22 protein-coding genes are annotated in these 25,800 nt (G+C 61.6%); 7 read left to right on the top strand and 15 right to left on the bottom strand.

Annotated elements, in window-relative coordinates:
- Position 1: 1 nt before the first annotated feature.
- On the top strand, positions 2–1,156 hold the full coding sequence (locus tag ACILSE_RS16475) for a hypothetical protein (protein WP_395718514.1): 1,155 nt from the start codon (positions 2–4) through the stop codon (positions 1,154–1,156).
- A gap of 156 nt (positions 1,157–1,312) precedes the next feature.
- A complete protein-coding gene (locus tag ACILSE_RS16470) occupies positions 1,313–2,062 on the top strand; it encodes a hypothetical protein (RefSeq protein ID WP_395718513.1) in 750 nt (249 codons plus the stop codon).
- 9 nt (positions 2,063–2,071) lie between these two features.
- On the opposite strand, the gene ACILSE_RS16465 is transcribed toward ACILSE_RS16470, so the two are convergent.
- Complete coding sequence (locus ACILSE_RS16465; protein ID WP_395718512.1) at positions 2,072–4,567, bottom strand: YbcC family protein; 2,496 nt, start codon at positions 4,565–4,567, stop codon at positions 2,072–2,074.
- Between the two features lie 21 nt (positions 4,568–4,588).
- Positions 4,589–6,151 carry an NADH-quinone oxidoreductase subunit L gene (locus ACILSE_RS16460; protein WP_395718511.1) on the bottom strand — a complete coding sequence of 521 codons (1,563 nt, stop codon included), beginning with the start codon at positions 6,149–6,151 and terminating at the stop codon, positions 4,589–4,591.
- Between the two features lie 102 nt (positions 6,152–6,253).
- Between ACILSE_RS16460 and ACILSE_RS16455 the strand changes: the two genes are divergently transcribed.
- Positions 6,254–7,132: a LysR family transcriptional regulator gene (locus tag ACILSE_RS16455; protein WP_395718510.1), complete on the top strand. Its 879-nt coding sequence runs from the start codon at positions 6,254–6,256 to the stop codon at positions 7,130–7,132.
- A 63-nt stretch (positions 7,133–7,195) separates the two neighbouring features.
- On the opposite strand, the gene ACILSE_RS16450 is transcribed toward ACILSE_RS16455, so the two are convergent.
- The 8 genes from ACILSE_RS16450 to ACILSE_RS16415 form a co-directional block, all read right to left on the bottom strand.
- Positions 7,196–7,498, bottom strand: coding sequence for a P-II family nitrogen regulator (locus ACILSE_RS16450; RefSeq protein WP_395718509.1), 303 nt, complete (start codon positions 7,496–7,498; stop codon positions 7,196–7,198).
- Between the two features lie 6 nt (positions 7,499–7,504).
- Positions 7,505–8,488 carry a sodium-dependent bicarbonate transport family permease gene (locus ACILSE_RS16445; protein WP_395718508.1) on the bottom strand — a complete coding sequence of 328 codons (984 nt, stop codon included), beginning with the start codon at positions 8,486–8,488 and terminating at the stop codon, positions 7,505–7,507.
- Positions 8,489–8,563: 75 nt separating this feature from the next.
- Positions 8,564–10,114, bottom strand: a complete 1,551-nt coding sequence (locus tag ACILSE_RS16440; protein WP_395718507.1) for a right-handed parallel beta-helix repeat-containing protein — start codon at positions 10,112–10,114, stop codon at positions 8,564–8,566.
- Positions 10,107–10,310, bottom strand: a complete 204-nt coding sequence (locus ACILSE_RS16435) for a hypothetical protein (RefSeq protein WP_395718506.1) — start codon at positions 10,308–10,310, stop codon at positions 10,107–10,109. The genes ACILSE_RS16440 and ACILSE_RS16435 overlap by 8 nt, the downstream gene beginning before the upstream one ends.
- A gap of 9 nt (positions 10,311–10,319) precedes the next feature.
- Positions 10,320–12,167, bottom strand: a complete 1,848-nt coding sequence (locus ACILSE_RS16430; protein ID WP_395718505.1) for a WD40/YVTN/BNR-like repeat-containing protein — start codon at positions 12,165–12,167, stop codon at positions 10,320–10,322.
- A gap of 62 nt (positions 12,168–12,229) precedes the next feature.
- The gene (locus ACILSE_RS16425) at positions 12,230–13,312 is read right to left on the bottom strand and encodes a polysaccharide lyase family 1 protein (protein WP_395718504.1); all 1,083 of its coding nucleotides are present in this window, start codon (positions 13,310–13,312) and stop codon (positions 12,230–12,232) included.
- A complete protein-coding gene (locus tag ACILSE_RS16420; protein ID WP_395718503.1) occupies positions 13,309–13,728 on the bottom strand; it encodes a hypothetical protein in 420 nt (139 codons plus the stop codon). The genes ACILSE_RS16425 and ACILSE_RS16420 overlap by 4 nt, the downstream gene beginning before the upstream one ends.
- A 10-nt stretch (positions 13,729–13,738) precedes the next feature.
- Positions 13,739–14,671: a hypothetical protein gene (locus tag ACILSE_RS16415; RefSeq protein ID WP_395718502.1), complete on the bottom strand. Its 933-nt coding sequence runs from the start codon at positions 14,669–14,671 to the stop codon at positions 13,739–13,741.
- A gap of 129 nt (positions 14,672–14,800) precedes the next feature.
- Here ACILSE_RS16415 and ACILSE_RS16410 point away from each other — a divergent pair, with 129 nt between their 5' ends.
- Together ACILSE_RS16410 and ACILSE_RS16405 are read left to right on the top strand one after the other, a co-directional pair.
- Positions 14,801–15,583, top strand: coding sequence for a hypothetical protein (locus tag ACILSE_RS16410; RefSeq protein WP_395718501.1), 783 nt, complete (start codon positions 14,801–14,803; stop codon positions 15,581–15,583).
- Positions 15,543–16,184: a hypothetical protein gene (locus ACILSE_RS16405; RefSeq protein WP_395718500.1), complete on the top strand. Its 642-nt coding sequence runs from the start codon at positions 15,543–15,545 to the stop codon at positions 16,182–16,184. The genes ACILSE_RS16410 and ACILSE_RS16405 overlap by 41 nt, the downstream gene beginning before the upstream one ends.
- A gap of 55 nt (positions 16,185–16,239) precedes the next feature.
- Here ACILSE_RS16405 and ACILSE_RS16400 read toward each other — a convergent pair whose 3' ends face one another.
- From ACILSE_RS16400 to ACILSE_RS16385, 4 genes are all read right to left on the bottom strand, one after another.
- On the bottom strand, positions 16,240–17,484 hold the full coding sequence (locus tag ACILSE_RS16400; protein ID WP_395718499.1) for a right-handed parallel beta-helix repeat-containing protein: 1,245 nt from the start codon (positions 17,482–17,484) through the stop codon (positions 16,240–16,242).
- A gap of 110 nt (positions 17,485–17,594) precedes the next feature.
- Positions 17,595–18,857 carry a DUF1552 domain-containing protein gene (locus ACILSE_RS16395; protein WP_395718498.1) on the bottom strand — a complete coding sequence of 421 codons (1,263 nt, stop codon included), beginning with the start codon at positions 18,855–18,857 and terminating at the stop codon, positions 17,595–17,597.
- Between the two features lie 3 nt (positions 18,858–18,860).
- On the bottom strand, positions 18,861–21,248 hold the full coding sequence (locus tag ACILSE_RS16390) for a DUF1592 domain-containing protein (RefSeq protein WP_395718497.1): 2,388 nt from the start codon (positions 21,246–21,248) through the stop codon (positions 18,861–18,863).
- A 7-nt stretch (positions 21,249–21,255) separates the two neighbouring features.
- A complete protein-coding gene (locus ACILSE_RS16385) occupies positions 21,256–22,242 on the bottom strand; it encodes a hypothetical protein (RefSeq protein ID WP_395718496.1) in 987 nt (328 codons plus the stop codon).
- 169 nt (positions 22,243–22,411) lie between these two features.
- On the opposite strand from ACILSE_RS16385, the gene ACILSE_RS16380 reads away from it, so the two are divergent.
- Complete coding sequence (locus ACILSE_RS16380) at positions 22,412–22,645, top strand: hypothetical protein (protein WP_395718495.1); 234 nt, start codon at positions 22,412–22,414, stop codon at positions 22,643–22,645.
- Positions 22,642–23,082 (top strand): HNH endonuclease, encoded by a 441-nt coding sequence (locus ACILSE_RS16375; RefSeq protein WP_395718494.1) that lies wholly within the window; start codon positions 22,642–22,644, stop codon positions 23,080–23,082. The genes ACILSE_RS16380 and ACILSE_RS16375 overlap by 4 nt, the downstream gene beginning before the upstream one ends.
- Before the next feature lie 9 nt (positions 23,083–23,091).
- Here the strand turns inward: ACILSE_RS16375 and ACILSE_RS16370 are convergent, their stop codons facing one another.
- Positions 23,092–25,779: a cation-translocating P-type ATPase gene (locus ACILSE_RS16370; protein WP_395718493.1), complete on the bottom strand. Its 2,688-nt coding sequence runs from the start codon at positions 25,777–25,779 to the stop codon at positions 23,092–23,094.
- Positions 25,780–25,800 lie beyond the last annotated feature (21 nt).

The raw sequence follows: 25,800 nt of genomic DNA, 5'->3' as shown, positions 1-25,800 counted from the left end.
CATGCGCCTCCTCCTTTTTTCATCATTCGCCATTCTGGTTTCGTCATTGGCGGCGGAGCCGCCGAACCTCTTTCTCGGCACGCAGGCCATCGGCGGTCGGTATCATTTCACGGCGGAGGAGCCGTTGATGGAGAGTGCGAAGCTGATCGCGGAGCTGGGGTCGGGCATCATGAAGTTCTCGATCTCGAAACAGGCCTCGTTTGGCAAAACGAAGGCGAATGTGCTCAAGAATGAGCTGGGACTGCAAACGCTCGCGGAGATCGCCGCAAAGGACCCGACGCATCGCGCGGTGCTCGACATACCGTTCACACACATTTTCATCTGGGCTTATCCCTTCACCACGCATGGCAGCGCGGGCACCTTCAAGCCTGCGGAGCGGGATCTGGAGTATCGCGAGATGTTTGACCTCACCGCGCACCTGCTGCGCACTTACAGCGGCAGCGGCAAAAAGTTCTACCTCGGCCATTGGGAGGGCGACTGGCATCTGCGGCCGCACTTTGACCCGAAACAGCCCTTCCCCGAGCACTTTGGCGACAATTTCATCGCCTGGCTCAAGGTCCGCCAGCAAGCCATCGACGATGCGAAGCGCGACACGCCGCATCAAAACGTTGAAGTCTGGCACTACACCGAGGCGAACCTCGTCGAGCCCTACCTCAAAGGCGGCCAATGCCTCGCCAACGACATCCTCCCGCAGGTCGATGTCGATTTCGTCAGCTACTCCTGCTACGACAGCCTTCAGCGCGGCATCCGCGACGATCTCCACGCCACGCTCAACCACCTCGAGTCCAAGCTGAAGCCCAAGCCCGGCATCCCCGGCAAACGCGTCTTTATCGGCGAATACGGCTTCCCCGCGCGTCGCTACTCGCCCGAGGTGCAAAACGAAAAGAGCATCCAGACGATGATCGCCGCCCTCGAATGGGGCTGCCCCTTCGTGCTCTACTGGGAACTCTACGACAACGAAGGCACGCCCGAAAAACCCGGCGGCTTCTGGCTCATCAACGAAAACAACGAGAAACAACCCATCTGGCACACGCACCAGCGCTACTTCAACTGGGCTCGGAAGCACCTCGCCGATGTCCAGCAGCGCACCGGCAAGCCTCCGAGCGAGGCAGAGTTTCGTGCGGCAGCATTGGAGTATCTGCGCGGGCTAAAGTAGTCTGCTCAGCCTGATTCGGCTCAACACGTCGAATCCAGGAGCCATCGACAGAAGAATGGGGACAAAAGAATCCAAGCATTCATTCTTCTGTCCCCATTCTTCTGTCGAAAGAGACTCTTCGTAGAGGAGGTTCATCCTCAGCCAATCCATCATCCCATGCGCCTTCTCCTCCTCCTTTCGACCTTCGCCATCACAAACTCGGCATTCGCCCAAGACACCACCGCCTGGCTGGAGAAAAACTCAACGCTGATCTTCCACGATGCCTTCGAGCGCGAAGAAGACGGCAACCTCGCCAAGGCCATCGGCAATGGCTGGAACAGCGCGACGGCGGACCGGGTGCCGGATGTGAAGATGGCGGACATCGATGGCGGCGTTTTGAAGGTCGCGAGCGCCTCGGAGGCGGCGAAGCACGCGGCGCACATTCATCATGAGGCGGGGTTCACGGATGGCGGCGCGGTGGTGCGTTTTCGGTTTCCGGGGCTGAGCAAGGGCGAGTCCTTGCAGCTCGGTTTTGTGGACCGCGAGACGAAGGGAGTGCATGCCGGCCACCTTTGCTACGGCATCCTCAGCCAGAGCAGCGTGACACTGGTGGATCACAAAACCGGCGTCATGAACCTCGAAAACCGCCGCCGACGCGATGAGGCAGTGGCGAAGAAGCAAAAAGTCCCCGCCGACCTCGAGGCGCTGCTGAAGACGAAAAGCATCAACGTGCCCTTCAAGGCCGACACGGAGTGGCATGAGCTCATCTTGATCACGGTGGGCGATGAGATGCGTCTCACGCTCGACGGCAAACTCATCGCCAAACACCGCTCCGAGGGCTTTGCGCATCCGATGAAGCGCTGGTTCAGCTTTCTGATCCCCAACACCGTCTGGATCGACGACGTGAAGATCTGGAAGATCCGCTGAGGTCGCGCTTCAAGCCTGCCACTGGCCATCCGCACCGCGCCGCGTGATCACACGCCCCTCGTCCTCGATGGCGAAGAGGTGGAGCCAGCCGTTTTCGACGAGCTGGCGCACGCTTTCGTGTTTCGAGATGACGGCGTCGATGTCGCTGCGCGGGGCTTCGATGAGGACGCTGAGGCGCACGGGCTCGTGCATCCAGGTTTCGCCGTTGTGCACGCTTTGCAGTGGCAGGCCGGCTTGCAGATCGCCGCCGTTGCCCTGCTGGATGCCGAAGGTGCCGACGACGTTGTGCGTGACCTTGTTGCCGCTGCCCCAGAGGCGATTGTTCACGGTGCTGGCGTAGTATTGGAGGTTGATCCAGTTCGCCACGACCATGGGCGCGGTCATGATGAGCTCGAGCGTGCTTTTCGTGGTGTCGGCGCTGTGGCGGTAGTTGTGCAAAAAGACGCGTCCGCCGAGATTGAGATGCCGCGTGCGCTCGCGTGGCGCGGCGATGAAGGCGGCATTGCCCGCGAGGCCCCACTCAGGCCGCACCTGCGACCAGTCGCGGCTGCGCTCGTGGATTTTGCTGTCGAGCTCGGCGTCAAAGTGCTCGCCGAGGCCGAGCGAGGTGGCGCGGAGGCTGCGGGTGCGCTTGGCCGCGCGGCGCAGCCAGTCGCGGATCTGCTGGAGATCGCCCTGATGGCTGGCGGGGACTTTTTCGGCATCAAAGAGGGTGATCTCATCCGTGGTGGTGTCGTGCAGCGCGGCGATGAAGCGTGTGTCCTGCGGGATGCGGATGCCTTCGCCCTCCAGCACAGTGCGGACCATCGGTTGATTGAGGATGGCAGCGGCGACGCGGGCATTGGAATCGCCGGCGTGACCTCCGCAGGCACCGCAATCGAGCCCGGCGGCATACGGATTGTTCGTGGTGTTGCTGCCGTGGCCGCAGAGCATGACGAGGCGGGCGAAGTTCGAGGTGAGGCCCATGTTTTTCAGCGCACCGAGCGCGAGCTGCACCTGGTCCTCCGGCGGGATGCCGGCCTCGGCCTGCGTGTCATCGAGCGGATCGGGGATGAGGCGCTTGTGCTGGTGGAGATTCGGCGCGGCGCAGGTGGAGCAGGTGTGGGACTCGCGTTTGCCGAGTTGAAAGCCGTCCTTCACCAGCTTCCACGCGAAGCTGACGCCCGCGGCCTCGACGAAGCTGAAGCAGCTCACCGCGGAGGTCTTGAAGGCGTTCCACGAGTGCGAGACGCGGCGTCCGAGCTGGAGCTGCTTTCTCGCGTCTTTTTCCTGCTCCGGCGTGGCCTGCGGCAGATGCTCGCGCACGCGATATTTCGGCGAGAAGAGCACGGGGACCTGCGAGGTGCCATGCCGCTGGCCGAAGGGGATGTATTCGATGGGCATGCCAAAGAAGCCCGCAAAGCCGAGCGTCTCGATCTCCGGCGATGCGGCCTCGAGTGACCGCCGCATGACCTCGGAGCGCACGTCGATGCAAAACACGGCCTGAAGGGATGGGCGGGCTTTTTCGATGCTGGCGGCCGTTTGCGCCGCGCCGCTGATCTTGGCGCAAAGATCGCGCTGGAAGCCCTTTTCGAGCGCGGCATGCCAGAGGAGCTGTTTTTGCATCGGCACATCGGGTGCGCTTTCGCTGATGAAACTGTCCTGCCAGTGACCGTGAATGCCGGAGGTGCTGAATTGCTTCAAGAGCTGCGTTTCAAACACGAGCCGCACGGCGAGCAGGTCGAGCAGCGACTCGTCATGCGTGCCGTGCATGGCTTTGTCCCGCACGCAATACTGCACGTAGCTGCTCCAGCCGGGCAGTGTCATGAGCAGGCGGTGCAGGTAGTTCTCCGTCTGCGCGGGGGCGATGCCGAGCTGCTCCAGCATCTGGCTCACGGCCTCGCCGCTGTCCTCCGGCAGTCGGGCGATGTGCTTGCGAAAGCCCTGGAAGCCCAGCAGCTCCGGCGTGGCATCGATGAGCGCGGCCTGACGCCAGGCGGCGAAGAGCGGCAGCTTCTTCCACGGCATGCGCCAGGCGGATTGGCCTTCATCGAAGTAGGCGGCGCACCATTTCGAGATCTCCTCGATGACCAGCGTGCTCCATTTGCCGCCCAATTGCGCGGTGGCGATGTCTGCGAGGCTTTGCACGCCATTCACCGGCTGCGGCTCGGGATTTTTCAGCCAGGCGAGCAGATCGGCGGTGCTGAAGGCGCTGCCGCTGTGCGCGATGGCCTCGGCGAGGTCCTGCGTGGTGATGCGGCTGCTGGCGAACTGCTGGCGGAAGTAATCCACGCTCATGAGCATGCTCTCATGCGTCACCTGGCGCATGAGATCGCACACCTCGGCAAAGGGTTTGCCGGTGAGGCCGACGAAAGGATTCACGGCGACGAAACTCTGCAGCGGCCACAGCGGCGGCACGCGCAGGCAGGCATTGCGGGCGTGGCGCAGCCAGTTCGGCTTGTCAGCCGTGAGGACGGCCGGTTTGGCGGCGAGGACGGACGTGGCGGATTCGAGCGTGGTATTCATAAAGAGGTGTCAGATGAGGGTTCAGGCGATGAGCTTGCTGGTGAGCCGGTTGAAGAGCGTGCCGAGGTAGAAGCCGTTGCTGGCATGCACATAGAAGCGTGCGAAGGCTGGGCGTGAGGACCAGGCGGGCAGTTGCGATTGGAAAACGAGCACCGCGAGGAAGAGCAGCGCCACGAGGATCATCACCGCGTGCTCCACGCCACTGCGCAGCGGTGCGTAGGCCGGCACGCTGGCCGCGAGCAGGTGCTCAAAGCCCGCATGCAGCGCGAAACACGCCGCCGTGGCCGCCACGACGAGACCAATGCCGCGCAGGATGAGCCTTTGCCGCATGCTGCTGCTCCAGAGCGTCCACAGCAGATGAGACATCGCCATGATGAAGACCGCGATGAGCAGCACCTGACCCGGATCATTCGCCAGATCGAAGCTGAACACCGCCGCGACACCCAAACCGATCGCGATCGACACCGCGAGCGAACCCAGCACCACCAGCGGATGCGCTGCGGGCCGTCCGACCGGCGTCCATGCCGACTTCGCGAGATTCACCACGCTGCCGCTGCTCAGGAAGGCATGCGCTTTGTAGAGCGAGTGCGCCACGATGTGCATCATTGCCAGTGCGAAGGCCCCGAGACCGCATTGCAGCATCATGAAGCCCATCTGCGCCACCGTGGACCATGCGAGCGATTTTTTGATGCTCGTCTGCGTCATCATGATCACACTGGCAAACAGCGCCGTGAAGGCTCCAAGCAGCGCCAGCGTGTTTAACGCCGTGGAGGATTGCGTCACCAGCGGACTCAGCCGCACGATGAGGAAGCCGCCCGCATTGATGATGCCCGCATGCATCAGCGCGGAGACCGGCGTGGGCGTCTCCAGCGTGTCCGGCAGCCAGGAGTGGAAGGGGAACTGCGCGGATTTCAGCATCGCCGCCGCGACGAGCAAACCGGCCACCAGACCCGAGTGCGGCCCCGCAGGATTCGCAAAGAGCTCATGAAACTCCCACGTGCCATGCCCACGCCACACCAGCACCAGCGCCGTGATCATGCACGCGTCCGCCAGCCGGCTGATGATGAATTTTTTCCGCGCCGCGATCACCGCCGCCGGCCGCTCGCGGTAGAAGGTGAGCAATTGATGCAAACTCAGGCTCGTGGCGATCCAGGCCGCCGTGAAGAGCAGCAGATTGCTCGAAAGCACCAGCACCAGCACGCTCGTGAGTGTCAACACCAGCCAGCGTGAGAAGGTCGCCTGCCGCGCATCGCCGTCGAGGTAGTTCACCGCGTAGCGCGTCACCACGATGCCCAGAAAACTAACCAACAAAAACATCAGCGCGGAGAGCGGATCGACCAGCAGCGCCAGCTTCGCCGGTCCCCAAGCCGCGAACTCCAGCCGCATCGGCCCTGCAAGCATCACCCCGCCCGCGAGGATCAGCGCCGTCACAAAAAACAACCGCGCCACCCACGTCGCACCCTCCGCAGCCTGGCGTCCCTGCCGGATCATCGTTCCCGCGATCACCGCGGCCACAAAAACCAGCGGCGTCATCCATTCGGGGGCTTCGAGCATCTGTGGCGAGGTCTGGGCGAGGGTCGTCATGGGGAGAGTGGAGTTCACGGGTGCAGTTTATGCTCCCCGGCCTCGCTTCTCTCCAATTCATGTTTTGCCAGGAATCGTTCGCTTTGCTAAAAGCATGACCTCATGGCCTTTTTGAACTACCACCACCTCCGCTACTTCCGCGCCATCGCCCATGAGGGCAGCCTCACGAAGGCCGCACGGCACCTGAAGCTCTCTCAATCGGCCCTCAGCGTGCAGCTTCGCAGTTTGGAGGAAAACCTCGGCCAGCCGCTGTTTGAGCGAAAACACAAGGCTCTCGTGCTCACCGAGGCCGGTCAGATCGCTCTTGAGTATGCAGACTCCATCTTCCGCAGCGGCGAGGAACTCACCGACCTCCTTCAAAACCGCGCCAAACGCAGCCGCGGCTTCCTTCGCGTCGGCGCAGCATCAAATTTGTCGCGAAACTTCCAGCTCAGCTTCCTTCGTCCGCTCATCACCCGCGATGATGTCGAGCTCATCATCCACTCTGGCACGCTGCGCGAGCTTTTGGCGCAACTCCAAACCCACACACTCGATGTCGTGCTCTCCAATACGCCCGTGCGTCGCGATGCCGAAACCGGCTGGCACAGTCATTTGCTCGACGAGCAGCCCGTGAGCCTTGTCGGCCACAAAACACGCGGCATGAAGCCTTTTCGCTTCCCCGAGGATCTGCGCAAAACACCCATCGTGCTGCCCAGCCTCGAAAGCAGCCTCCGTGCGGCCTTTGACGTCCTCATGGATCAAACCGGCATCCGTCCCATCATCGCCGCCGAAGTCGATGACATGGCCATGCTCCGTCTCATGGCTCGCGAAACCAACGGCGTCACCCTCGTGCCACCCGTCGTCGTCAAAGACGAACTCGCCAGCGGCACCTTGGTGGAGCGCCACCGCTTCCCGCAGATCAAAGAGACCTTCTACGCCATCACGCCGAGCCGTCGCTTCCCGAATCCGATTCTGCGAGAGCTGATGACGAAGAAGCGCTGACCGTACGTTGTTCACGCTTTAGCGTGCAGAACGCAATCCCACGCTAAAGCGTGAACAACGTACTCAAAACTTCTCCGGCCGCATCACCTGCACCTCGCTCTCATACGCCACCATCGCGTAGTCTTGGAAAAAATCCCGGTGCAGCCTCGCGAGCAGCGTTTCCGCTACCGACGGCTTCGCGATGACATCGATCTGCACGTTGCCACTCTCCACGAGATCCGCGCTGCGCTGCCCCTGGCGACCGCTGCCACGCACATCGAAGGCCGTGTGGCCATTTGCGCCGGATTCGTGCAGCACCTCGACGATGCGTTCCTCCAGCACGGCTTCGCAGACGATGGTGACGAGTTTCATGGGATGCAGGTTCATGGCGGATCAGGCGTGGAGGAGTTTCGCGGCCTCGTAGAATAACGGAATGCCAAGGCTGATGTTAAACGGAAACGTGATGGCCAGCGCGGCGGTCAGCGAGAAGGTCGGGTTCGCTTCCGGCACGGAAAGACGCACCGCCGCTGGTGCCGCGATGTAGCTGGCGCTCGCAGCCAGCACACCGAGCAACGTGGTGCCGCCCACACTCAATCCCACCCAACCACCGAGCAACACACCCACCAAACCATGCACCAGCGGCGCGGTGACGCCGAAGATGAGGAGAAACAGGCCGACTTTCTTCAGATCGCCGAGCCTACGCCCTGCGACCATGCCCATTTCAAGCAGGAACAGCGCGAGTACGCCTTGAAACGGTGTCACAAAGAAGCCCTCGACGGATTCCATGCCACGCTTGCCGCAGAGCGAGCCGATCACCATCGCCCCGATCAGCAGAAGCACGCCTTTACCGAGCACCGCATCCCGCAGCGCATGCCGCACGCCCGGATCACTCAGCGAAAACTTGCCGCCGCCGAGCACGCCCTTGCCCAGCATGACGCCGACGATGATCGCGGGCGATTCCATCACGGCAAGAAAGGCCGACGCATAGTTCTCGAAGGGCTCATGGATGCTTTTGAGGAAATTCGTGGCCGCGATGAAGGTCACCGCGCTCACACTGCCGTAGTGCGCCGCGATGGCCCCGGCATCGGCCACGCTGAACTTGCCGAGCTTCCGCAGCACCGGGTAGGTCCACAGCGGGATCAGCCCTCCCAGCGCCATCGCGGCCAAAGCGGGCAGCCACACCGCACCGAGGCCCGCCTCATGGATCGCCACGCCGCCTTTGAAGCCGATGGCCGTGAGCAAATAGATCGTCAGCGTGGTGTAGAGCGACTCGGGAAACTTCAAATCGCTCTTCGACACCGCCGCGAAGACTCCGAGCACAAAAAACAAGACGGCAGGGCTGAGCAGGTTCGATTGAATCGCAGTGAGAAGGTCCATGAATGCGCTTTCATGCCCGCACAGCAGGATTCTTTCCAATTCATGTTTTGGGTCACATCGTTCGTTTTGATGCAATCAAGGCCGGGGTCCATACACCGGCCTCTTTTCACCGGCGTAGGCACCGGCTTCCGTCAGCGCGGAGAGGTCCTGAGGCTCGTAGCGATGTCCTGGGTCTTCTGGAGGTGTGACAGGCACTTCCAACACGCGTCCGTGCTTTTCGAAGTCGGTGCCGGGAAGCGTTTTGAAGGTCCAGGTGCGGATTTTGCCTTCGAAGGGCATGCCGATGACAGCGTAGGCATTGTGATCGATGGCGCAATGGTCGCCAAAGCGCTGCGCATCGACGGCGCGGCCCCTTCCGGGTCCGTAGCCGCCGTATTTGACTCCTTCGGGTGGTTTGCCGCCGATGAAGAGGTTGTGGGTGATCATGGCATGATCAAATGGCTCACTGGTGTGAATGCCGAGGCCATCACCGGCTTTGATCACGGTGTTGTGCATGATGACATCTCCCTGGCTGAAGCGGCTGATTTTGAAGGGCTCGTGGATGATGTTGAACATCACATTGCGCATGAAGTAGGTCGGACCGCCGAGGCCGGGCTGACTGCTGATGCCGACAAAACAGTTCGTGAGGCGATTCCGAATGATGCGGCAGTTACTGAGGGCAAAGTCAACCTCGATGCCGTCATCGAGTCCGCTGTCGATGTCGTTGTTGAGGATGTCGTTGCAGCTTTGCTCCACCGCGCCGTCGTCTTCCATGTGGCTGATGCAGTCGCGGAAGCCACTGACGCGGTTGTGACGGATCACATTGCCGCTGCCGGTGAATTGAATGCCCTCGCCGTCGTTGTCGCCGCCTGCACCCATGATCTCCGGCTTCCACTCGCGAATGCCAGTGATGACGTTGTCCTCGATGCAGGCGTTCATCATGCCGGGTTTGTAGGCTTTGATGCCATACTGCGACTTGATGGTGCAGCGACGCACGACGCAGTGCTCGGTGCCGTTCAAACGCACCGGGCCGTTCACGGTGACGCCTTCGAGATAGACCCACTTCCGATTCGTGAGGCTGATCTCGCTGAAAAAGGCTTTTCCACTCGTGCTGCGATACACAATCGGCTTCCCCGGCTCGCCATCGCAATTGAATGTCGCCGCACCATAGTCGCCATCGGCGAGCAACAGCACCTCGCCGGGCTTCACGGCATTCAAATCGGCCTTCGACCCGTTTTTGAGCACCGCATCGGCTTTGGCGATGGGTTCGGGCCGAGTCGATGCCTTCACGATTTTCACTACTGAGCCGCCATCGGGGTCATTGAGCTTCAATTCGACCTCGTAGGCTGTTCCCGGCTCCAGATCGAACACGCTGCCGCTGAGCCGGTTCGACCACGTGAAGATCGGCGAGGTCTTCTGGCTCTTTCCAGACGGAACTCGCCGCAACGGCAAACCATTGCGCCAAGCCGTTTCGCCTTCTTTTCGATACTTGAGCTCGCATGCGGCATCCGAGTCGTCATCTCCACCTATTTTCCATTCAACGGCGAGATTGGTGATCGTCGGAAACGGTGTGGTGACCTCGCCAGGCGTGGTGGAATCCGCCGCATGCAAGGTGGTCAGGAGAAAGAACGGAAGCAGTTTAGTCATGAAGTTGCGTGGTGCGGGCCATGTTGCCGAACATGTGATAAAGCACGCTTCCAGGCTTGCCGCCGTAGGTGAAGCCGCGAGCGGTGTAGCTGGGCGCATCGTGATGAAAGTCGGCCCACGTTTTACCGCCATCGGTGCTGCGGAGGATGCCTTTGCCGCCGTGCAGGGTGCTCATGAGCATGATTTCCGGATTCACGGGATCGACCTAGAGCGGGCCGCTGTCGAGGGCCGCGAGTTGCGTCCACGTTTTGCCGGCGTCGGTGCTTTTGAGGAGCTTGGCGGGGCGGGTGCCTTTGTAGCTCCAGTAGTTCTCGTGCTGGCCGTCGCTGATGAAGAGCGTGCTTTCGTCCTTCGGATGATGCGCGAGGCCGTCCACGCCATCGGCGGCGTGGGCGACCGCCCACGTCTCGCCGCGATCGTGGCTGGCGTAGAGGCCGGTGCGTTTGAGACATTGCAGATACACATGCTGGCCGCTGGGGCTGGTGACGAGGCTGAGGCCGTTCTTGGTTTTCAGCGTGTGTTTCCAGCTCTGGCCGCCATCGATGCTTTTGAAAACACCGAGCTGGTAGTTGCAAAGGTGCATCACGTCCGGATTCGAAGGATCGAACCACAAATCGCCCATCTCGCTGTCGTCGAGCCACTTGCCCCATTCGCCGCCGAACTGCTCTTTGAGGTCCAAAACGAGCTTCCACGTCTCCCCGCCGTCATCGCTGCGATGCAGGCGCGGATGCCGCGTGCCGCCGTGGCCGTGGATGATGGCAAACCAGGTATTCGGCAGCTTCGGGTGCGCTTTGACGACGCTGCCGTCGTGGTTCTGCCAGTCGTCGTTCCACCATTCAGTCTGCACACGCACCGGCTTCCATGAAGCACCGCCGTCATTTGTTTTGAAGACGCCTTGATCCAGCGCGGCCACCATCGCCTGCTTCGGATCATGCGGGCTGATGGCAGGGCCTTGGAAGTAACAGAGCACTTGCAGGCCCGTGGTGCTGCCCGTCCAGCTCACGCCGAAGTCGGTGCTGCGACACATGAGCGAGCTGTCGCATTTCAGCCATGTCGAGCCGTCCGCGGTGACGGTGAGCGTGCTGCATTTGCCCTCGGGCGAGGCGTAACGATTCATGCCGGGATAGCTGCCGCGATCCCAATTCGTCTCGATGCGATGCCGTGTCCACGTTTCGCCGTTGTCACTGCTCACGACGAGCTGGCTCAAGGCCCAAAGCATGACCTTGCCACCCGTCGCGACCGCCAGACCGCCTGCAAAGCGCAGACCCGGCTGCCACTGGTGCGGCACCTCTTTGATCATCGTAAAGCTCGCGCCGCCATCGAGGCTGCGATGCAGTTTGCCGGTCGAATCAAACGCAAACAATCCGCTGCCTGTCGGCGTGGCACGCGCATTCAGGATGATGCTCTCCGGCAGCTTCAGTTCCCACGTCTTGCCACCGTCCTTCGAGATGGCGAGGCCCGGCGATGGCCGGCACGCGACGCACAGCGTGCCATCGGCGAGGAGGAATGGAAACGCGGGCGTGTCCGGCGAGTTCTTCGCCACGGGAGGCTTCGTCAGCTCCGTCCACGTCGCGCCATGATCGCGTGAGACTCGCAGCGTGCTTTCGTGATCGAGCGCATACACGCTGCCGTCCGCCGCGCAGGCCATCGCGTGGCCGAGTTGCGGTGTTTTGTCATCACCGACCTTCGGCGCGGTGCCAAACACTGCCTGCCACGTCACGCCGCCATCGTGCGAGGCCCAGATCATGCCGCACACGCCCCAATACAGATGCTTCGAGTCCTTCGGGTCGATGGCGAACTGCCGGTTGTGCGAGACGATCTGCTTTCGCGCCATCACGCCGCGTTCGACATCGGCCGACATCTTCCGCCACGTCAAACCGGCATCCTGCGAACGAAACAGCCCGCTCAGGTCCGTCATCGCCCAGACTTCTTTCGGGTTCGTGGGATGAGCGACGACATCTTCAATCCAGCCTCCGCCTCCGGGTCCAAAGGGATGCCAGGTGGGTTCAGCGAAGGCGGTGGTGGCCGCCAGGAGCAGGGTAAGAAGACGCATGGTTGAGCAAAACGTTCGGGTGCAGGCAAAGTGGCTCAGCAATCGGCTGAGAAGCTGCGGTTTCATTCCAGCGCCTTCACACGTTCGATCACCCGCGCATCGCGCTCGTCACGCGGCAACGCTCCGGCTTGCTTGAGCACGCTTTGCAGCGCATCCGCCGCGCTCTCGGTCTTCACCGCCGGTGCCTCGAAGGGTGCTGCAGCCCGATAGCTCTGCGGCGCGGGACGTTTTTCGTTCCAACCACCTGCGACACGTTCATGCAGCGTCACCCAGTTCCATTCATCCGTTGTTGGCTGGCCTTTCAAGACGTTGCCTTGCATGAAGAGGCTAAGTGCTCCCGGCGGATCTTCGATGAACACGCAGCCCTTCGCTGCGTTTGAGGTCGCGCCGGGCAGGTAAAGGTTGCCCAGCAGATTCACGCGGGCACCGAGGCGCAGTTTGGTGGCGTTGTTGTTCTTCCAGGCGGCAAACACATTGTTCACCACCTGGTAATGGCCGCCTTCCAGCTTCGGATTGCGATCGTCGCAGCCTGCAAACAAGCAGTGATGCAGCGTGATGCGATCACACTCCGCGCCGGAGAGCCAGCCCTTGCTGTGCGGCGGCGCGGCATCGGCGATGAGGCACCATTGAAAGGTCACATCCACCACGCGGCCCCAGGTGTTCACGCCTTCATCCGTGGCCCCGTGGATGGAGCAGTGCTCCACGAGCACGCGACGCGTCAGGCCACCTTCCTTGCCCCACAGCAGGATGCCATCGCCGGACGTGCCGCCTTCACTCACATGAATGCGCAAGCCGCGCACGATCACGTCCTCCGCGTTCACCACATCCAGACCATGCCGCTTCAGCGTGATGCCATTCCCCACAGCGGTGGAAGCATCCAGCGTCACCGAGCCCTCGCGAATCCGCAGGCGTGACTTCAGCTCCACCTCGCCCTCAACTGCAAAGTGAATGATCCTCGCACCTCGCTGCGCCAAAGCATCGCGCAAGCTCCCCGGGCCCTCATCGGCCAGATTCGTCACCCGGATCACCCGGCCGCCCTCACCACCGCGTGCCGCCGCACCGAAGCCCTCGGCAGGCGTGTTGGCTTCAACAGCATGCAGCCGCAGAATCAAAAGCAGGGGCAGGATGAAGCACAGGCGTTTCATGTTTTCGGCTTCGGTGGACAGGCCCACAGCAAAGCGAGTCCGATGAGGAAGCAGCCCACGCTGTCCATCAGCGTCCACCACAGCGGCAGCGGACATTGCAGATCGATCGAGAGATATGCCGGACCTGCGAAGACCATGGTCCAGCCGCACATTCGCACGAGCGGCTGATAGCGCTCGAGATCACGCGAGATGACCCAGATCAGCGCGGCGATCACGACGTAGGCAAAACCGGCATTGCCGGAGAGATAGACGACCAGCGGCGTGATGGGTTGTTTGCCATAGCCCATGAGCCACGAGAACTTCTGGAACGCGATCTCCGGCAGCAGCGCTCCTGGCAAGCCCGTGAGCAAAATAGCGATCATGAGGCGCAGCATCCAAAGCTGCACACGTGGGCGGGGAAGGCGGGTGGTGGACATGGGCGACATCTTATCGCGTCGTCATCGGCCCCATTTTCACGACTTCGAGATCTTTTCCCTTCACTTTGCGGATGGGCAGCAGTTCCTCGTGGTTCCAGCGATCATCGGGCGCGCCGCTGATGAACCAGTCGCCGCCGTTGTCGGCGAGGATCATGCCGTGCGTCTTCAGGCCTTCGAGGATCACTTTGGCCGCGCCGGTGAACTTGGAGGTGTCAAAGCTGGCCTTCAAGCGCACGCGCATGCCCATTGGCGGCAGGTTTTCGTCCTTGTGCGGGCTGGCGAAGTGCGTGGCGGGAGGCACATAGGCGCGACGGCTCTTTTTCACCGTGAAGCGCAGCGCATGCGTAAGCTTCTTCGCGCCGCAGATCTCATCGTAACGGGCGAGGCCGGGCAAAATCGGCAAACCTGCGGCATCGGCGCTCGTCCAGCCTGCGGGACGCGGTTTCGGGTTCTTCAGATCGAAAACGGCTCCGCTGCTCGCCTTCCATGATTTGCCACCATCGAGCGGGAACGAATGAAACAGCTCGTAGAGCTTCCAGTTGTCCTTATCGAGCACCAACACATGCCGGTCGCCCTCCGCCTGCGGCCCGCCTTCGATGTGGGCATCCGGCGGGATGGGATACGGCCCCGGATCGCTCTCATCCGCGTATTCAAAAGCGATGGGCACCTTCGGCTGATCGCCACTCACGACGTAATACGGAATCCCTCCCGGCTGGCCCTTCCACACCACACCAAAGTCCTCATGCAGCCCCGTCTCCGCACCGATGGAGGCAATGATGGCATCGCTGAGCGGATCGACCTCATCCTTCGACACATCGCGATTCCATTCATCACCCGCCGGCATGAGCAAGGCCCCGCCGAGATCGGCATTCGGGCCTGTTTTGAGCTGTGGATGCTGCGCGAGCGCCGCGCTGGCGATAAGAAGGCAAAGGATGGATTTCATGTCGGCCTTTTTAAAACGAAGCTCAGTGCGACTGCTCGCTCAGCAATCGGCTGAGATACTCGTCTGCCTCATTCGCATTTTCTTGCATCTGATGGTCATACAAAGAGGCATCAGCCTGCACTCAAAGTCATGTCATCACTTCGTCTGCTCTGTTTGCTTCTTTCTTCCGTCTCTTGTGCATTGGCGCTGACTCCAGAGGACGCGGGGGCACGGCTGCGCATGGCACGGCAGATTGCTCGGGAGCGGAATGATGAAAAGCTGGTGCGCGGAGTCGAAAAGCTGGCGCGTGACTTCAAGAGCAGCCTGCCTGCGAATGCGGAGGAGCAACTGAGCGAAGCGGAGAAGGCCGTGGGCATTGATCCGGGTGGCTGGAGCATGGCGGGGCAGCCGTTGTTTCATCCGACGCCGGAGATGGAGGCCGCGTTGAAGGCCAGCGGGCCGAAACTCATCGCCGCGATGGCTTCCGGTGATGCGGCGGCGGTGCGGGAGATCACGCTGGCGATGGAAGGAGTCCTCGATGATCAAGCCGGTGTGCCGGATGGGCGTCGCATGGGCCAAAAGGCGGGTGAGTTGAAGCTGAGCCGCGCTGAGGCCGTGAAGCTCTTTCTCGATGCGCTGGAGACGCAGGGCCGCGCGATGCGCACCTTGATGAAAGGCGAGCTTTTGCCGGATCAAATGGCCCGCGTGTATGCCTACGTGCTCGATGCCTGTGTGACGATGCATCCACATGTCGCGCAGCATGCGCCGCAGAGGCTCGCCGATGTCGAAAAGCTACTGCGAGGCACCGCAGGCGTGCTTTTGAAGCTGCAGCAGCCGCAGGGCCATTTTCCGTTTCCGGACCTGCGGGGCAAAAAACATTCGTTTTGGCGACATGACGGAAAAACAGCTCCAAAACGGCTCCATCCAAATTGAAGACGGCTGGATCGTCACGCCTGATCCCGATGGTGGATCGCAGTTTGACACCGGCGTCTGTGGCGTGGCGCTGCTGCGGGCGGGCGAGCTGTTGAAGGATGAAACCTATCTCGCCGCGGGTCGTCGTGCCGCTGAATGGGCGGCGAAGCAGGCCTGCTGCACGAACTTCAATTACAACGCCTTCTCCGTCTCGCTGCTGGCCCACGCGGGCATGAAGGAGGCCGCTTTGCAAAAACTGCGTGTCGGTGTCTCTCCGGGTCAGGCGAAGAACGGTCGCTGGATTGATCCGCACAATGCTCGCACGGTGTATCATGTCATCATCCTGCGTGCGCTGGCTGATCTCGAACGCTCGCCGGAAGTCGATGCCATCACGCAGCCTGCGATTCGTGCCTTGCTCGATGAGTTCGACGCCATGGGCATCACGGTTGAGGCCTTGCCGGAGCTTCACGCCCTCGCCAAACAACATCCTGACGATGCACGACTGCAAAAAACCGTGCGCGACATGGCCTCGGTGATCGTCAGCAAATGCACCGACGGCACCCGCGTGAAGCTGGGCGCTCAGCCGCATCAGCTCGCCGCCGTCGCCGAGGTGGTGGAGTGAGATGCTCAACCAAAGAGTCCCGAAGACTGCGACATCTCCATTGATTCACGCTGCATCAAGGAGCGATGGCACCACTGACATTCTTGGTGCGTGCTTTGCCGTGAAAATCCGTGGGTAGGAGGTATTTCGCATCAGCGTGGTCGAGCTTGGCGTCGGCGGCGGGTGTGGCGTCGTGCTTGCTGCCATCGAGGGTGACGCCGGGGAAGTCCTCGAAGCCGCGGCCTTTGACACAGCCGTCTTTAGGGCCATCGCCAAAGACCACGTTGCCACTGCTGAGGACGCCAGCGTTGCCGTTGGCGTAGTGGAGGGCGTTGGCATCGCGAGAGTAAAGAATGTTGTTGGCGAGGATCATGCCTTCGCGGCCATTCCAGGAGCCGCCGCGGAAGGCGTGGGCCGCATTGAGAATGGTGTTGTGGATGACTTGGAGGTTGAGGGTCTTGCCCTGATGATCGGTGCTGGCAAAGCCTGCGCCGGCGCCGTTGATGAGGACGTTGTTGCGCACGATGGCCTCGCCCTGCACCTGCATGACGTTGTCGCCGCTGTTGTAGCAGAGGTTGCGCTCGATGATGTTCACGGGCTTTCCAGCGGTGCCATACACGGTGATGCAGGGATACTGCGTGTCATGCACATGGTTCTCGGCGATGAGATTGCCCCAGGAGCCTTGCTTGACCTCGATGCCATCGCCTTGATCGCCGCGGCAATCGTGAATGTGGTTCAGCGCGATGACGCTCTCGCTCATGATGTGATCGCCGTTGTTGGCACCGAGATACATGCCTTCCGCGTGACCGTCACCGTGGTGGATGTGATTGCGGGTCAAAAAGAGGCGCTGGGTGTCGGCGCTGTTCGCACTGAGGCAAACCTGACCGGTGTGATGAATGTGGCATTGATCGATCCAGACGTCCGAGCAGCGGCCGAGCCTCAGCCCATGACTGCCACCGGTGAACTCGATGCCGCGCAGGCACAGGAACTTCACCGGGCCGCCTTGACCGATATTGAGCACGTTTTGTTTGTCATCAGGCCGCGTGATGACGACCTGCGCTCGCTCGGCTGCGACGATCCAGATCGGTGCCTCTGCCGTGCCACTCACGCCGATGTCCCACATGCGCTCGACGCTGTAGTTGCCAGCGGCGAGTTCGAGCTTGTCGCCCGGCTGCAAGGCTTCCACGGCCTTCATGAGTGCTGCTCCATTTGGATCGCTGTGCTGGATCACGCGCTTGGGAGGGATGGTGGACCAGGTGGGTTCGTAGCTGGCGGCGAGGGCGGACGAGGCGAGGACGATGAAGAGGAGGAATGAACGCACGGTTGGTTGGGAGCAGAGGTGGGTTTGGCAGGAAGATTTGGGGGCAGGAAAATGGGAGAAAGGGGATTGGAGAATCTTCCCGCCCATCCATTTTCCTGCCAAAAGTGAGGTCAGGCAGTCTTCAGATCGAGACCGCTGAGCGTGCCGGTGGCGGTGCTGAAGCGATCGGTTTCGATGCCGAGGCGCTGGAGCATGCTGACGTAGAGGTTGCAGAGCGGCGGCGGATTGTCGGGATCGAAGGCGAGATGCTGACCGTGGCGGAAGCCGCCGCCGGCGAGCAGCACGGGCAGGTTTTTGGTCGAGTGGCTGCTCGCATCGCCAAGATTGCTGCCGAGGAAGACGGTGGTGCGGTCGAGCAGCGTGCTGTCGTCCTCCTTTGATTGCTTCAGCTTGCTGAGAAGCGCCGCGACGGTTTTCATCACCTCCATTTCGACGATCTTGAGCTGCGCGAGCTTGCCCGGGTCCTTGCCGTGATGCGAGAGGTCGTGATGACCGAGTGACACTCCCTGGATCGGCGGCGCAAAGGAGGAGCCAGCGAGCATGATGGTGATCAGCCGGGTGGAATCCGTCTGCAAAGCGAGATGCGCGAGATCGAAGAGCAGATTGGTGCGTCCGATGAGGTCGGCTGGATTCGCGATGTCCTTTGGCGGCTCGACGCTCACCGCGGGTTTCGGTTTCTTCGCCCAGCTTTCGTCATTGACCATGCGCTGCTCGAGTTCGCGCACGCTGGTGAGGTATTCATCGAGCTTGTCACGATCCTCGCTGCCGAGGCCGGAGCGCAGTGACTTCGCCTGCGCCGACACGTCATCGAGGATGCTGCGACCGTCTTCAAGCTTACGAAGCTGCTCCTGCACGTCGCCCGCGCTGCCTTCGAGGAAAAGCCTCGCAAAAACCTTCGATGGCGAGTTGTCCGCTGGGATCAGCGCGCCTGTGCGCGTCCAAGAAAGGCCGCCCGCGCCCTCGCCGGAGAGCGCAAGGCTCGGGAAACGCGTCTGCGTGCCGAGATGCTCCGCCGCGAGCTGATCCAGAGAGATCGCATTGCGAAATCCCGGCCTGCCTGCGCCCGGCACGCCCGTGAGGAAGCTCGCCGAAGCCTGATGGGCAAAGCTCGACCCCATGCCCGCGTGTTGCAGGCCGGAGATCACGGTCATGTCATCACGGAAGTTTTTGACGATCTCCAGGTAATCCGAAAGCGCGTAGTCTTTGCCCGGCTGCTTTGGAATGAAGTTGTCCGGGTGCAACCCCAGCGGTGCACAAATGCAAACCATGCGCCGCTTCGGTTGTGCAGCGGTGCCCGCAGCGAAAAGGTCCAGCGCAGGCAAGGCGAGGGAAATGCCCGCGGTGCGGAGAAAGGTGCGGCGATTGGTTTTCATGGGCTACTTGGTTTGGAAGACAGGGCTCATCACGACTTCGTGAATCAACGAGCGGAAGCCGAAGTTCTTCGAGGGTGCGTTTGTGACGATGACCTCGATCTCTGGTCGGTCCACTTTCGTCGGCTCGGCACCGGTGGCGTAGGTAAGCAGCTTCGCGGCGAGTGAGCGGGCGAGTTGTTCTTGGTCTGCGACGAGGAGCTTTTTGAGTTCGTCGATGTTCGCGAAGTGGCGGCCATCCTCCATGGTCCCGGTGGGATCAACGGCGGGGCCTTGTTGGACGCGGCGGCCGGAGGCGTCTCTTTCGCCGCCGTTGGTGAGGGCGCGGTAGTTTTCGCGCCAGCCGCCGATGACGTCGAAGCTTTCGAGCGCGAAGCCGGGTGGATCGATGGTTTTGTGGCAGCGGTTGCAGCTTTCGACGTTGCGATGCTTGGCGAGTTGCTCGCGAATGGTGGTGGCACCGCGAATGTCTGGTTCGATCGCTTCGATGTCGGCAGGCGGTTTCGCGGGCGGTGTGCCGAGGATGCGGTCGAGCACCCAGGCACCGCGAATGATGGGCGAGGTGGTGGTGCCGTTGGCGGTGACTTTCAAAATGCTGCCCATCGTGAGCAGGCCGCCGCGATGCGTGCCGGGTGGCAGCGTGACCTTGCGCATGTCCACGCCATCGATGCCGGGGATCTTGTAGTGTTTCGCGAGACGGTCGTTAAGGAAGGTGAAATCGCTCGCGACGAAGTTGGTGATGGGCAGATCATGCTTCAGCACCTCCTCGAAGAAGAGCTTCGTCTCCTTCAGCATCGCCACCTTGAGCATGTTGTCGTATTCAGGGTAGAGAATGCGGTCGGGCAGGGTGTCGTCGATGGCGCGAAGGCTGAGCCACTGGCCGGTGAAGTTTTCGGTGAAGGCTTTTGCTTTTGGATCGGCCAGCAGGCGCTCGACTTGAGTGCGGAGGACTTCTTTGTCCCGGAGTTTGCCCTCGGCGGCGAGTTTGAAGAGCGTTTCGTCCGGCATGCTGCTCCACAGGAAATACGAGAGGCGGCTGGCGAGCGCGAAGTCATCCAGCGGAGCGTCAGCTTTCTCGCGCAGGAACAAGAAGCTCGGCGAAACGAGGATGCTCTTCAGCCCCACCCGCACCGCCTGCTCAAACATGGCTTTTTGATCGAGACGGGCCTTCACGCGTGCGAGGAAGGGCTTGATGTCATCGTCCGTCACGGGGCGGCGGAATGCCTTGCGCGCGAACTCGCGCAGGATGCGCTCTGCATCGATCATCGGCTGTGGAGAAACCACCTCGCGCCAGTCCTTGTCGCTCTCCTTCGGCATGCGCTCGATGCCGAGATCGCCAAACAACGCTTTGTGGCTCGGCGGCGGCCAGGACTCCATCAGCGGGCCTTCGACATCGACGTATTGAATGACAAGACCGGGACCTTGGTAGTTCTCGGCACCGATTTTCTCCACCTCGGGCGGGAGTGCGGGCAGACCATCTGCGATGATGCGCAGACGGTTCTCCGGCTCGAGTTGCTCGGTGAACTCGATCACGGTCGGCTTGTCCGCCGGCACCGCGAAGTAGTCGATAAGGCGCTCCTCGGTGACTTCCTTGAGCGTGCCCGTGTTGACGTGGAAGTTCACCGGCTTGCCGCCGCTTTGATAGCCGTAGCCGCAGATCTTGAAGCGATACTTGCCGCGAAACGGGCTGCGGAAGTTCCACATCGTGACGCGAATATTCGCCGACTCCCACACCGCGAAGATAGCCACGCCCTCGTCGAGATGCTTGTAAACACTGCCCTGGGCCTTCACCGTGCGCTCCTCCTTCAAATCGAAGCGCTTCTTCACCTGCCAGGGCTCGCCGTGATTCGCGATCGCCTCGTTCAAAACGCGATCCGCCGCGTCGAGGTAGCTGCGCATCAGATAGGACGAGGTGTGCAGCAGCTCCGCGTTGTTGTCGAAACCATTGGTGCCCGTGTCCGGCGGCAGCAGGTCCGCGAGATCCACCTCCACGCCGAGCAGATCGCGCACGGTGTTCGCATACTCCGCGCGATTCAACCGGCGCATGACCACGCGGCCATGCTCTTTCTGATAGGCGAGTTCGGCAGCCGTCACGCCACCGTTGATCCATTGGCTCAATGCTTTGACCTCAGCCGCTGGCGGACGCGGCTTGTCCTCCGGCGGCATGTCTCGGGACTCGACCTGATGCAGCACCACCTGCCAGCGTTCGCGCATCTTTTTGTCGGTGAAGTCAGGCGTGAGTTTCGTGATGTCGAACTTGCCCTTGGGCTTGTCGCCGGAATGGCACTTCTCGCAGTGCTCGGCGATGAAAGGAGACGCGGGATGCGCATCGGCATGCACAAGTCCCAACGGGAGCAGAGCAAAGGCAGGAAGGATGACACGCCGGGAGAACATGACAGCATCAACGCTTTGAAACCGGCCCGACATACTCCGTGGCGATCACAATGTCGTCGAACCACACGCGATTGGTCTTAGGTGGGTTGGCGACGTTGTTCTGGCGGTAGGCGTTTTCGGTGACGTAGTGGCTGAGCATGAAATAGCTCACGGCCAGCTCTGGCACGGTGCGCCAGCGGAAGCCTTCGAAGGTGCTTTCGCCGTCTTTGGCGACTTGGAAGCCTTCGCCCGTCCATTTGCCAGTTTTCGTGCCGGGGCCGATGTGCGTCGAGAGTTTGCCATCGAGCCACAAAGCCAGCTCGCCATCGCTTTTTCCGACCTCGTTGCACTTCACCATGATCTCGACGCACTGCCACTGGCCGCGTGGCGGGCCGGGGCGGCCTTCGGGCCAGAGGCCGTTGCCCCAGAAGCCGCCGTCGGCGCTTTGCTTCATGTCATTCCAATAGGTGTAAAACATCCAGCCGCCGGGTGCGGCGAGCGTGCCGTAGCTGCCATTTGGCTCGATGCGGGCGCTGAAGCGTGTGTCGCCTGCCGCGTGCTTGCCCGCGCTGCCTTGCGGCCAGTTCGTGGGCGGATTGTAGCCGCCGAGGCCGCTGAAGTGATGCAGGTAAGGCGCGTCCTCGGCGAACTTCACATAGAAGCGCGAGAAGACGCGAGTCTGGATGGGATCCAGCCGCTTGAACAAATGCCCGCCGGTGTTCTCGCCAAGCGTGGCGGTGACTTGGAGGCATTTGGAGCCCGAACTGGCATCAGGATGCTCGTTCACGATTTCGAGCACCTTGCCGTCCTTGTTCTCGATTTCATTCCAACGCGGCCTCAAGGCCTCCAACGCGCCTTCTTCGAAGTTTTCGACGAGAAGCACCGCAGGATGTTTTTCGATGCCAGAGTCGCCGGGATGCTTTTGCGAGATGCCGGGACCTTCGGGCAAGGGATCGAGGGCGAGGGCGCTGGTGGCGAGGAGCAGGCAGAGCGTTTGGACGGGAAGCGATGACATCGTTGTGAAAGGCGGGGGGATGCTGAAACCCTTGCGAGGCAGCTTACGGGACGCTTGATCAGGTGGCGGTCCATCTCAGCAATCGGCTGAAAGGGGTGCCAAGCCGATGGCTGATGGAGCGCTCAACTCCCATCTTGAATTTCACAGCCGGTCCTTCTACTCTTTCCTCATGAGAATCCTCGAAGACGCCGCGCAGACTTTGTCCAAAGCCATTGACCCGAGAAAGCTGGCTTCCCTGCGGGCCTCGAAAGCCACGTCTCAGCGTGTCGAGTCGCTCGTCCAAAAACTCAAGGATGGCGGGATCACCAAAGCTGAGAAGGCCGAGCTGGAGCAGTATCAGATGCTCAATCAGATCATGTCACTGGTGAAAGCACGTGCCCGGATGGCGGCTGTTTCGGCATGAGCCAGCACATTCCAGCCGCCCTTCGCCGTCAGGTTTGGGAACGCGCAGGCGGTCTCTGTGAATACTGCCTGCTGCATGAGCGCGATGACTGGGTGGGCTTCCAAATCGAGCACATTCACAGCCGGAAACATGGTGGGCGCACGGCGCTGCCAAATCTGGCGCTCGCCTGTCTCGACTGCAACATGGCGAAGGGAAGCGATCTCGGCTCGGTGAGCCGGACGACGGGTCTTTTGATTCCCTTTTACCATCCCCGCCGCGACAAGTGGACGGAGCACTTTCGCCTACAGGGGCAACGTATCGTGCCACTGACAGACACCGGAGAGGTGACCTGCCGGATCCTTGGCTTCAACAAGCGCCCGCGTTTGTTGAAGCGACAGGCGATCGCGATGGCCGGCCAGTATCCGAGCATCGAGGCACTGGCGCTGCTGCGTGACTGAGCGCACCCGTTAGCTTTTTGCGGTTTTGCGCAGCACCTTCTCCACTTCCACGATCACTAGCGCGGCGAGGGCGACGCCGAGGATGCGCAGCCACACCGTGGCATCAAGTGGTGCGGTGTGGAGGAAGCGATTCATCAACGGCGCATACGTGAAGAGGAGCTGGAGCATGGCGGTGAGGCCGATGCCGAGCCACAGACGCGGGTTGCTGAACCAGCCAATGCTGAAAATGCTGCGCCGAAGGCTGCGGCAGTTGATTAGGTAGGCGCTGGCCACAGCGACGACGGTGTTGACCACCGCGGTGCGGCACACGGCGATGCTGGCACCGCCGCTTTGCTCGTAAAAGAACACCCAGTAGCTCCCGGCGAGCATGATCATCGAAACGAGGCCAGTGCGCATGAACATGGCGAAATCGAAAATCGGTGTTTTTTGATCACGAGGCGGCCGGCGCATGATGTCGGCCTCGGGTGGCTCGAAAACGAGCATGAGGCCGAGCAGGATCGCGGTGGTCAAATTCACCCAAAGCAGATGCACGGGCAGCGTCGGCAGCGTGAGGCCGAAGACGACGCTGGTGAGCAAAATGAGCGCAAAGCCGACGCTCACCGGCAGCGTCCACACCAGGAACTTGATGAGGTTGTCATACACGCCGCGACCTTCTTCGACGGCGGCGGCGATGGTGGCGAAGTTGTCATCCGTGAGCACCATGCTGGCCGCGCCTTTCGCCACATCGGTGCCGGTGATGCCCATGGCGATGCCGATGTCGGCTTGTTTCAAAGCGGGGCCGTCATTCACGCCGTCCCCGGTCATGGCGAGGATGTGACCACGGCTTTGCAGAGCACGCACGAGCCGCAGTTTCTGCTCGGGTGCCACGCGGGCAAAGACGGCGGTGCGGTCCGCGATCTCCGGCAAGTCCGCGTCGCTGATCTCGGCCAGCTCACGACCGCTGATGGCGGGCACGGTGTCCGCGTCGGCGATGCCGATTTGCTTCGCGATGGCCTGCGCGGTCACGGCATGGTCTCCGGTGATCATTTTCACGCGGATGCCAGCTGCCTGACACTTCGCCACAGCAGCGATGGCCTCCTCGCGCGGCGGATCGATCATGCCCTGCAAGCCGAGGAAGGTCAGGCCCTCGCTGACGTGATGATGCTTGAAATCACCGCTGACATGCGAGCCATCGCGACGGCAAAAAGCGATCACCCGCATGCCCTTGGAGCCAAAAGACCTCGCCACTTCACGAATCGCCTCCGTGTCGATGGCGACGACCTCGCCGCGTGCATCGAGCATGTGCGTGCAGCGATCCAGCAGCCGCTCCAGCGCACCCGCTTTGTAGATGCGGCGGCCTGCCACATGATCGTGCAGCGTCGCGCGGAACATGTGGTCGCTTTCAAAAGGGATCATGTCCACGCGGGGCGATCCCGCATGAATCGTGGCATGACGCAAACCGGCTTTCTCCGCCGCCACGAGCAACGCACCCTCCGTGGGATCACCCGCGATGCTCCACGCGCCGTCCTTTTCGATGATGGCGGAGTCATTGCAGAGCATGCCTGCATGCAGGCACTCATGCAGCGCGGGCTTCGATGCAGCATCCATCGTGATTTGGCCCTGATGGATGTCACCACGCGGTTCGTAGCCCGTTCCGCTGACCTCGAAGGTCTCGCCACCAGCGTGGATGCGCTGCACGGTCATCTTGTTCTGCGTGAGAGTGCCCGTTTTGTCGGAGCAGATGACGGTAGTGCAGCCAAGCGTCTCCACGGCGGGCAGTTTGCGGATGATGGCGCGGCGTTTCGCCATGCGGCTCACGCCGATGGCGAGCACGATGGTGATGGCGGCGGGCAATCCCTCGGGAATCACGCCCACGGCCAGCGCCACGCTCGCCATGAGCATCTCGATCACGCTGCCGCCGCGCACCAGCACGCCATAGGCAAACAGAGCCGCCGCGAGCGCAAGGATGACCCAGAGAAGCACGCCGCTGAAGCGGGCGATCTTCCGCGTGAGCGGCGTGGTGAGATCCACCGCCTCCGCGATGAGAAAAGCCACGCGCCCTGTCTCCGTGCGGTCGCCCGTGGCCCAAACGACGCCCGTGCCGGTGCCTGCGGTCACCAGAGAGCCTGCGTAGGCCATGTTCACGCGATCCGCGAGCACCGTATCTGCATGCAAAGGGTCCGGCCGTTTGCTCGCAGGCACCGATTCACCGGTGAGCGAGGATTCATCGATTTGCAGGCTCTTCGTTTCGAGCAAACGAATGTCCGCCGGCACGCGATCACCGCCTGCGAGCATCACAATGTCGCCCGGAACGAGTTCGGTGCTGTTCACGCGGATCTTTTTACCATCCCGCCGCACCACGGCCTCGGCGACGACCATTTTCATGAGGGCTTCGAGAGCGCTTTCGGCCTTCGATTCCTGCAAAAAGCCCACGATCGCATTCACCACGACCACGATGAAGATCACCGAGGCATCCACCCACTCACCAAGAAACCCCGTGACTACCGCCGCTGCGATGAGCACCAGCACCAGCGGCGCGGTAAACTGCCGCACGAGTCGCATCCAAGCCGACGTGCCGCCGCGCACCTGCACGCGATTTTCGCCATAACGTCTCAGCCGTTCCGACGCCTCAGCGCTGGTGAGTCCAAGTTCAAGTGAAGTGCCCGTGAGACGCAAAGCATCACAAGAAGCGAGATGGTGGGCATGGGTCGCAGTCAACGATGAGAGGTCATTCCGAAA

Origin of the sequence: Prosthecobacter sp. (genome assembly GCF_044236155.1) — a bacterium.
Lineage (GTDB): Bacteria > Verrucomicrobiota > Verrucomicrobiia > Verrucomicrobiales > Verrucomicrobiaceae > Prosthecobacter.
Note: the sequence above shows the minus strand (reverse complement) of the source record. Positions and strands in the feature narration are given on the sequence as shown.

Bases quoted from the DNA above. Each gene is read 5' to 3' on its own strand.
- ACILSE_RS16475 (WP_395718514.1), top strand. From the start codon at position 2: ATGCGCCTCCTCCTTTTTTCATCATTCGCCATTCTGGTTTCGTCATTG.
- ACILSE_RS16470 (WP_395718513.1), top strand. From the start codon at position 1,313: ATGCGCCTTCTCCTCCTCCTTTCGACCTTCGCCATCACAAACTCGGCA.
- ACILSE_RS16465 (WP_395718512.1), bottom strand. From the start codon at position 4,567: ATGAATACCACGCTCGAATCCGCCACGTCCGTCCTCGCCGCCAAACCG.
- ACILSE_RS16460 (WP_395718511.1), bottom strand. From the start codon at position 6,151: ATGACGACCCTCGCCCAGACCTCGCCACAGATGCTCGAAGCCCCCGAA.
- ACILSE_RS16455 (WP_395718510.1), top strand. From the start codon at position 6,254: ATGGCCTTTTTGAACTACCACCACCTCCGCTACTTCCGCGCCATCGCC.
- ACILSE_RS16450 (WP_395718509.1), bottom strand. From the start codon at position 7,498: ATGAACCTGCATCCCATGAAACTCGTCACCATCGTCTGCGAAGCCGTG.
- ACILSE_RS16445 (WP_395718508.1), bottom strand. From the start codon at position 8,488: ATGGACCTTCTCACTGCGATTCAATCGAACCTGCTCAGCCCTGCCGTC.
- ACILSE_RS16440 (WP_395718507.1), bottom strand. From the start codon at position 10,114: ATGACTAAACTGCTTCCGTTCTTTCTCCTGACCACCTTGCATGCGGCG.
- ACILSE_RS16430 (WP_395718505.1), bottom strand. From the start codon at position 12,167: ATGCGTCTTCTTACCCTGCTCCTGGCGGCCACCACCGCCTTCGCTGAA.
- ACILSE_RS16425 (WP_395718504.1), bottom strand. From the start codon at position 13,312: ATGAAACGCCTGTGCTTCATCCTGCCCCTGCTTTTGATTCTGCGGCTG.
- ACILSE_RS16420 (WP_395718503.1), bottom strand. From the start codon at position 13,728: ATGTCCACCACCCGCCTTCCCCGCCCACGTGTGCAGCTTTGGATGCTG.
- ACILSE_RS16415 (WP_395718502.1), bottom strand. From the start codon at position 14,671: ATGAAATCCATCCTTTGCCTTCTTATCGCCAGCGCGGCGCTCGCGCAG.
- ACILSE_RS16410 (WP_395718501.1), top strand. From the start codon at position 14,801: ATGTCATCACTTCGTCTGCTCTGTTTGCTTCTTTCTTCCGTCTCTTGT.
- ACILSE_RS16405 (WP_395718500.1), top strand. From the start codon at position 15,543: ATGACGGAAAAACAGCTCCAAAACGGCTCCATCCAAATTGAAGACGGC.
- ACILSE_RS16395 (WP_395718498.1), bottom strand. From the start codon at position 18,857: ATGAAAACCAATCGCCGCACCTTTCTCCGCACCGCGGGCATTTCCCTC.
- ACILSE_RS16390 (WP_395718497.1), bottom strand. From the start codon at position 21,248: ATGTTCTCCCGGCGTGTCATCCTTCCTGCCTTTGCTCTGCTCCCGTTG.
- ACILSE_RS16385 (WP_395718496.1), bottom strand. From the start codon at position 22,242: ATGTCATCGCTTCCCGTCCAAACGCTCTGCCTGCTCCTCGCCACCAGC.
- ACILSE_RS16380 (WP_395718495.1), top strand. From the start codon at position 22,412: ATGAGAATCCTCGAAGACGCCGCGCAGACTTTGTCCAAAGCCATTGAC.
- ACILSE_RS16375 (WP_395718494.1), top strand. From the start codon at position 22,642: ATGAGCCAGCACATTCCAGCCGCCCTTCGCCGTCAGGTTTGGGAACGC.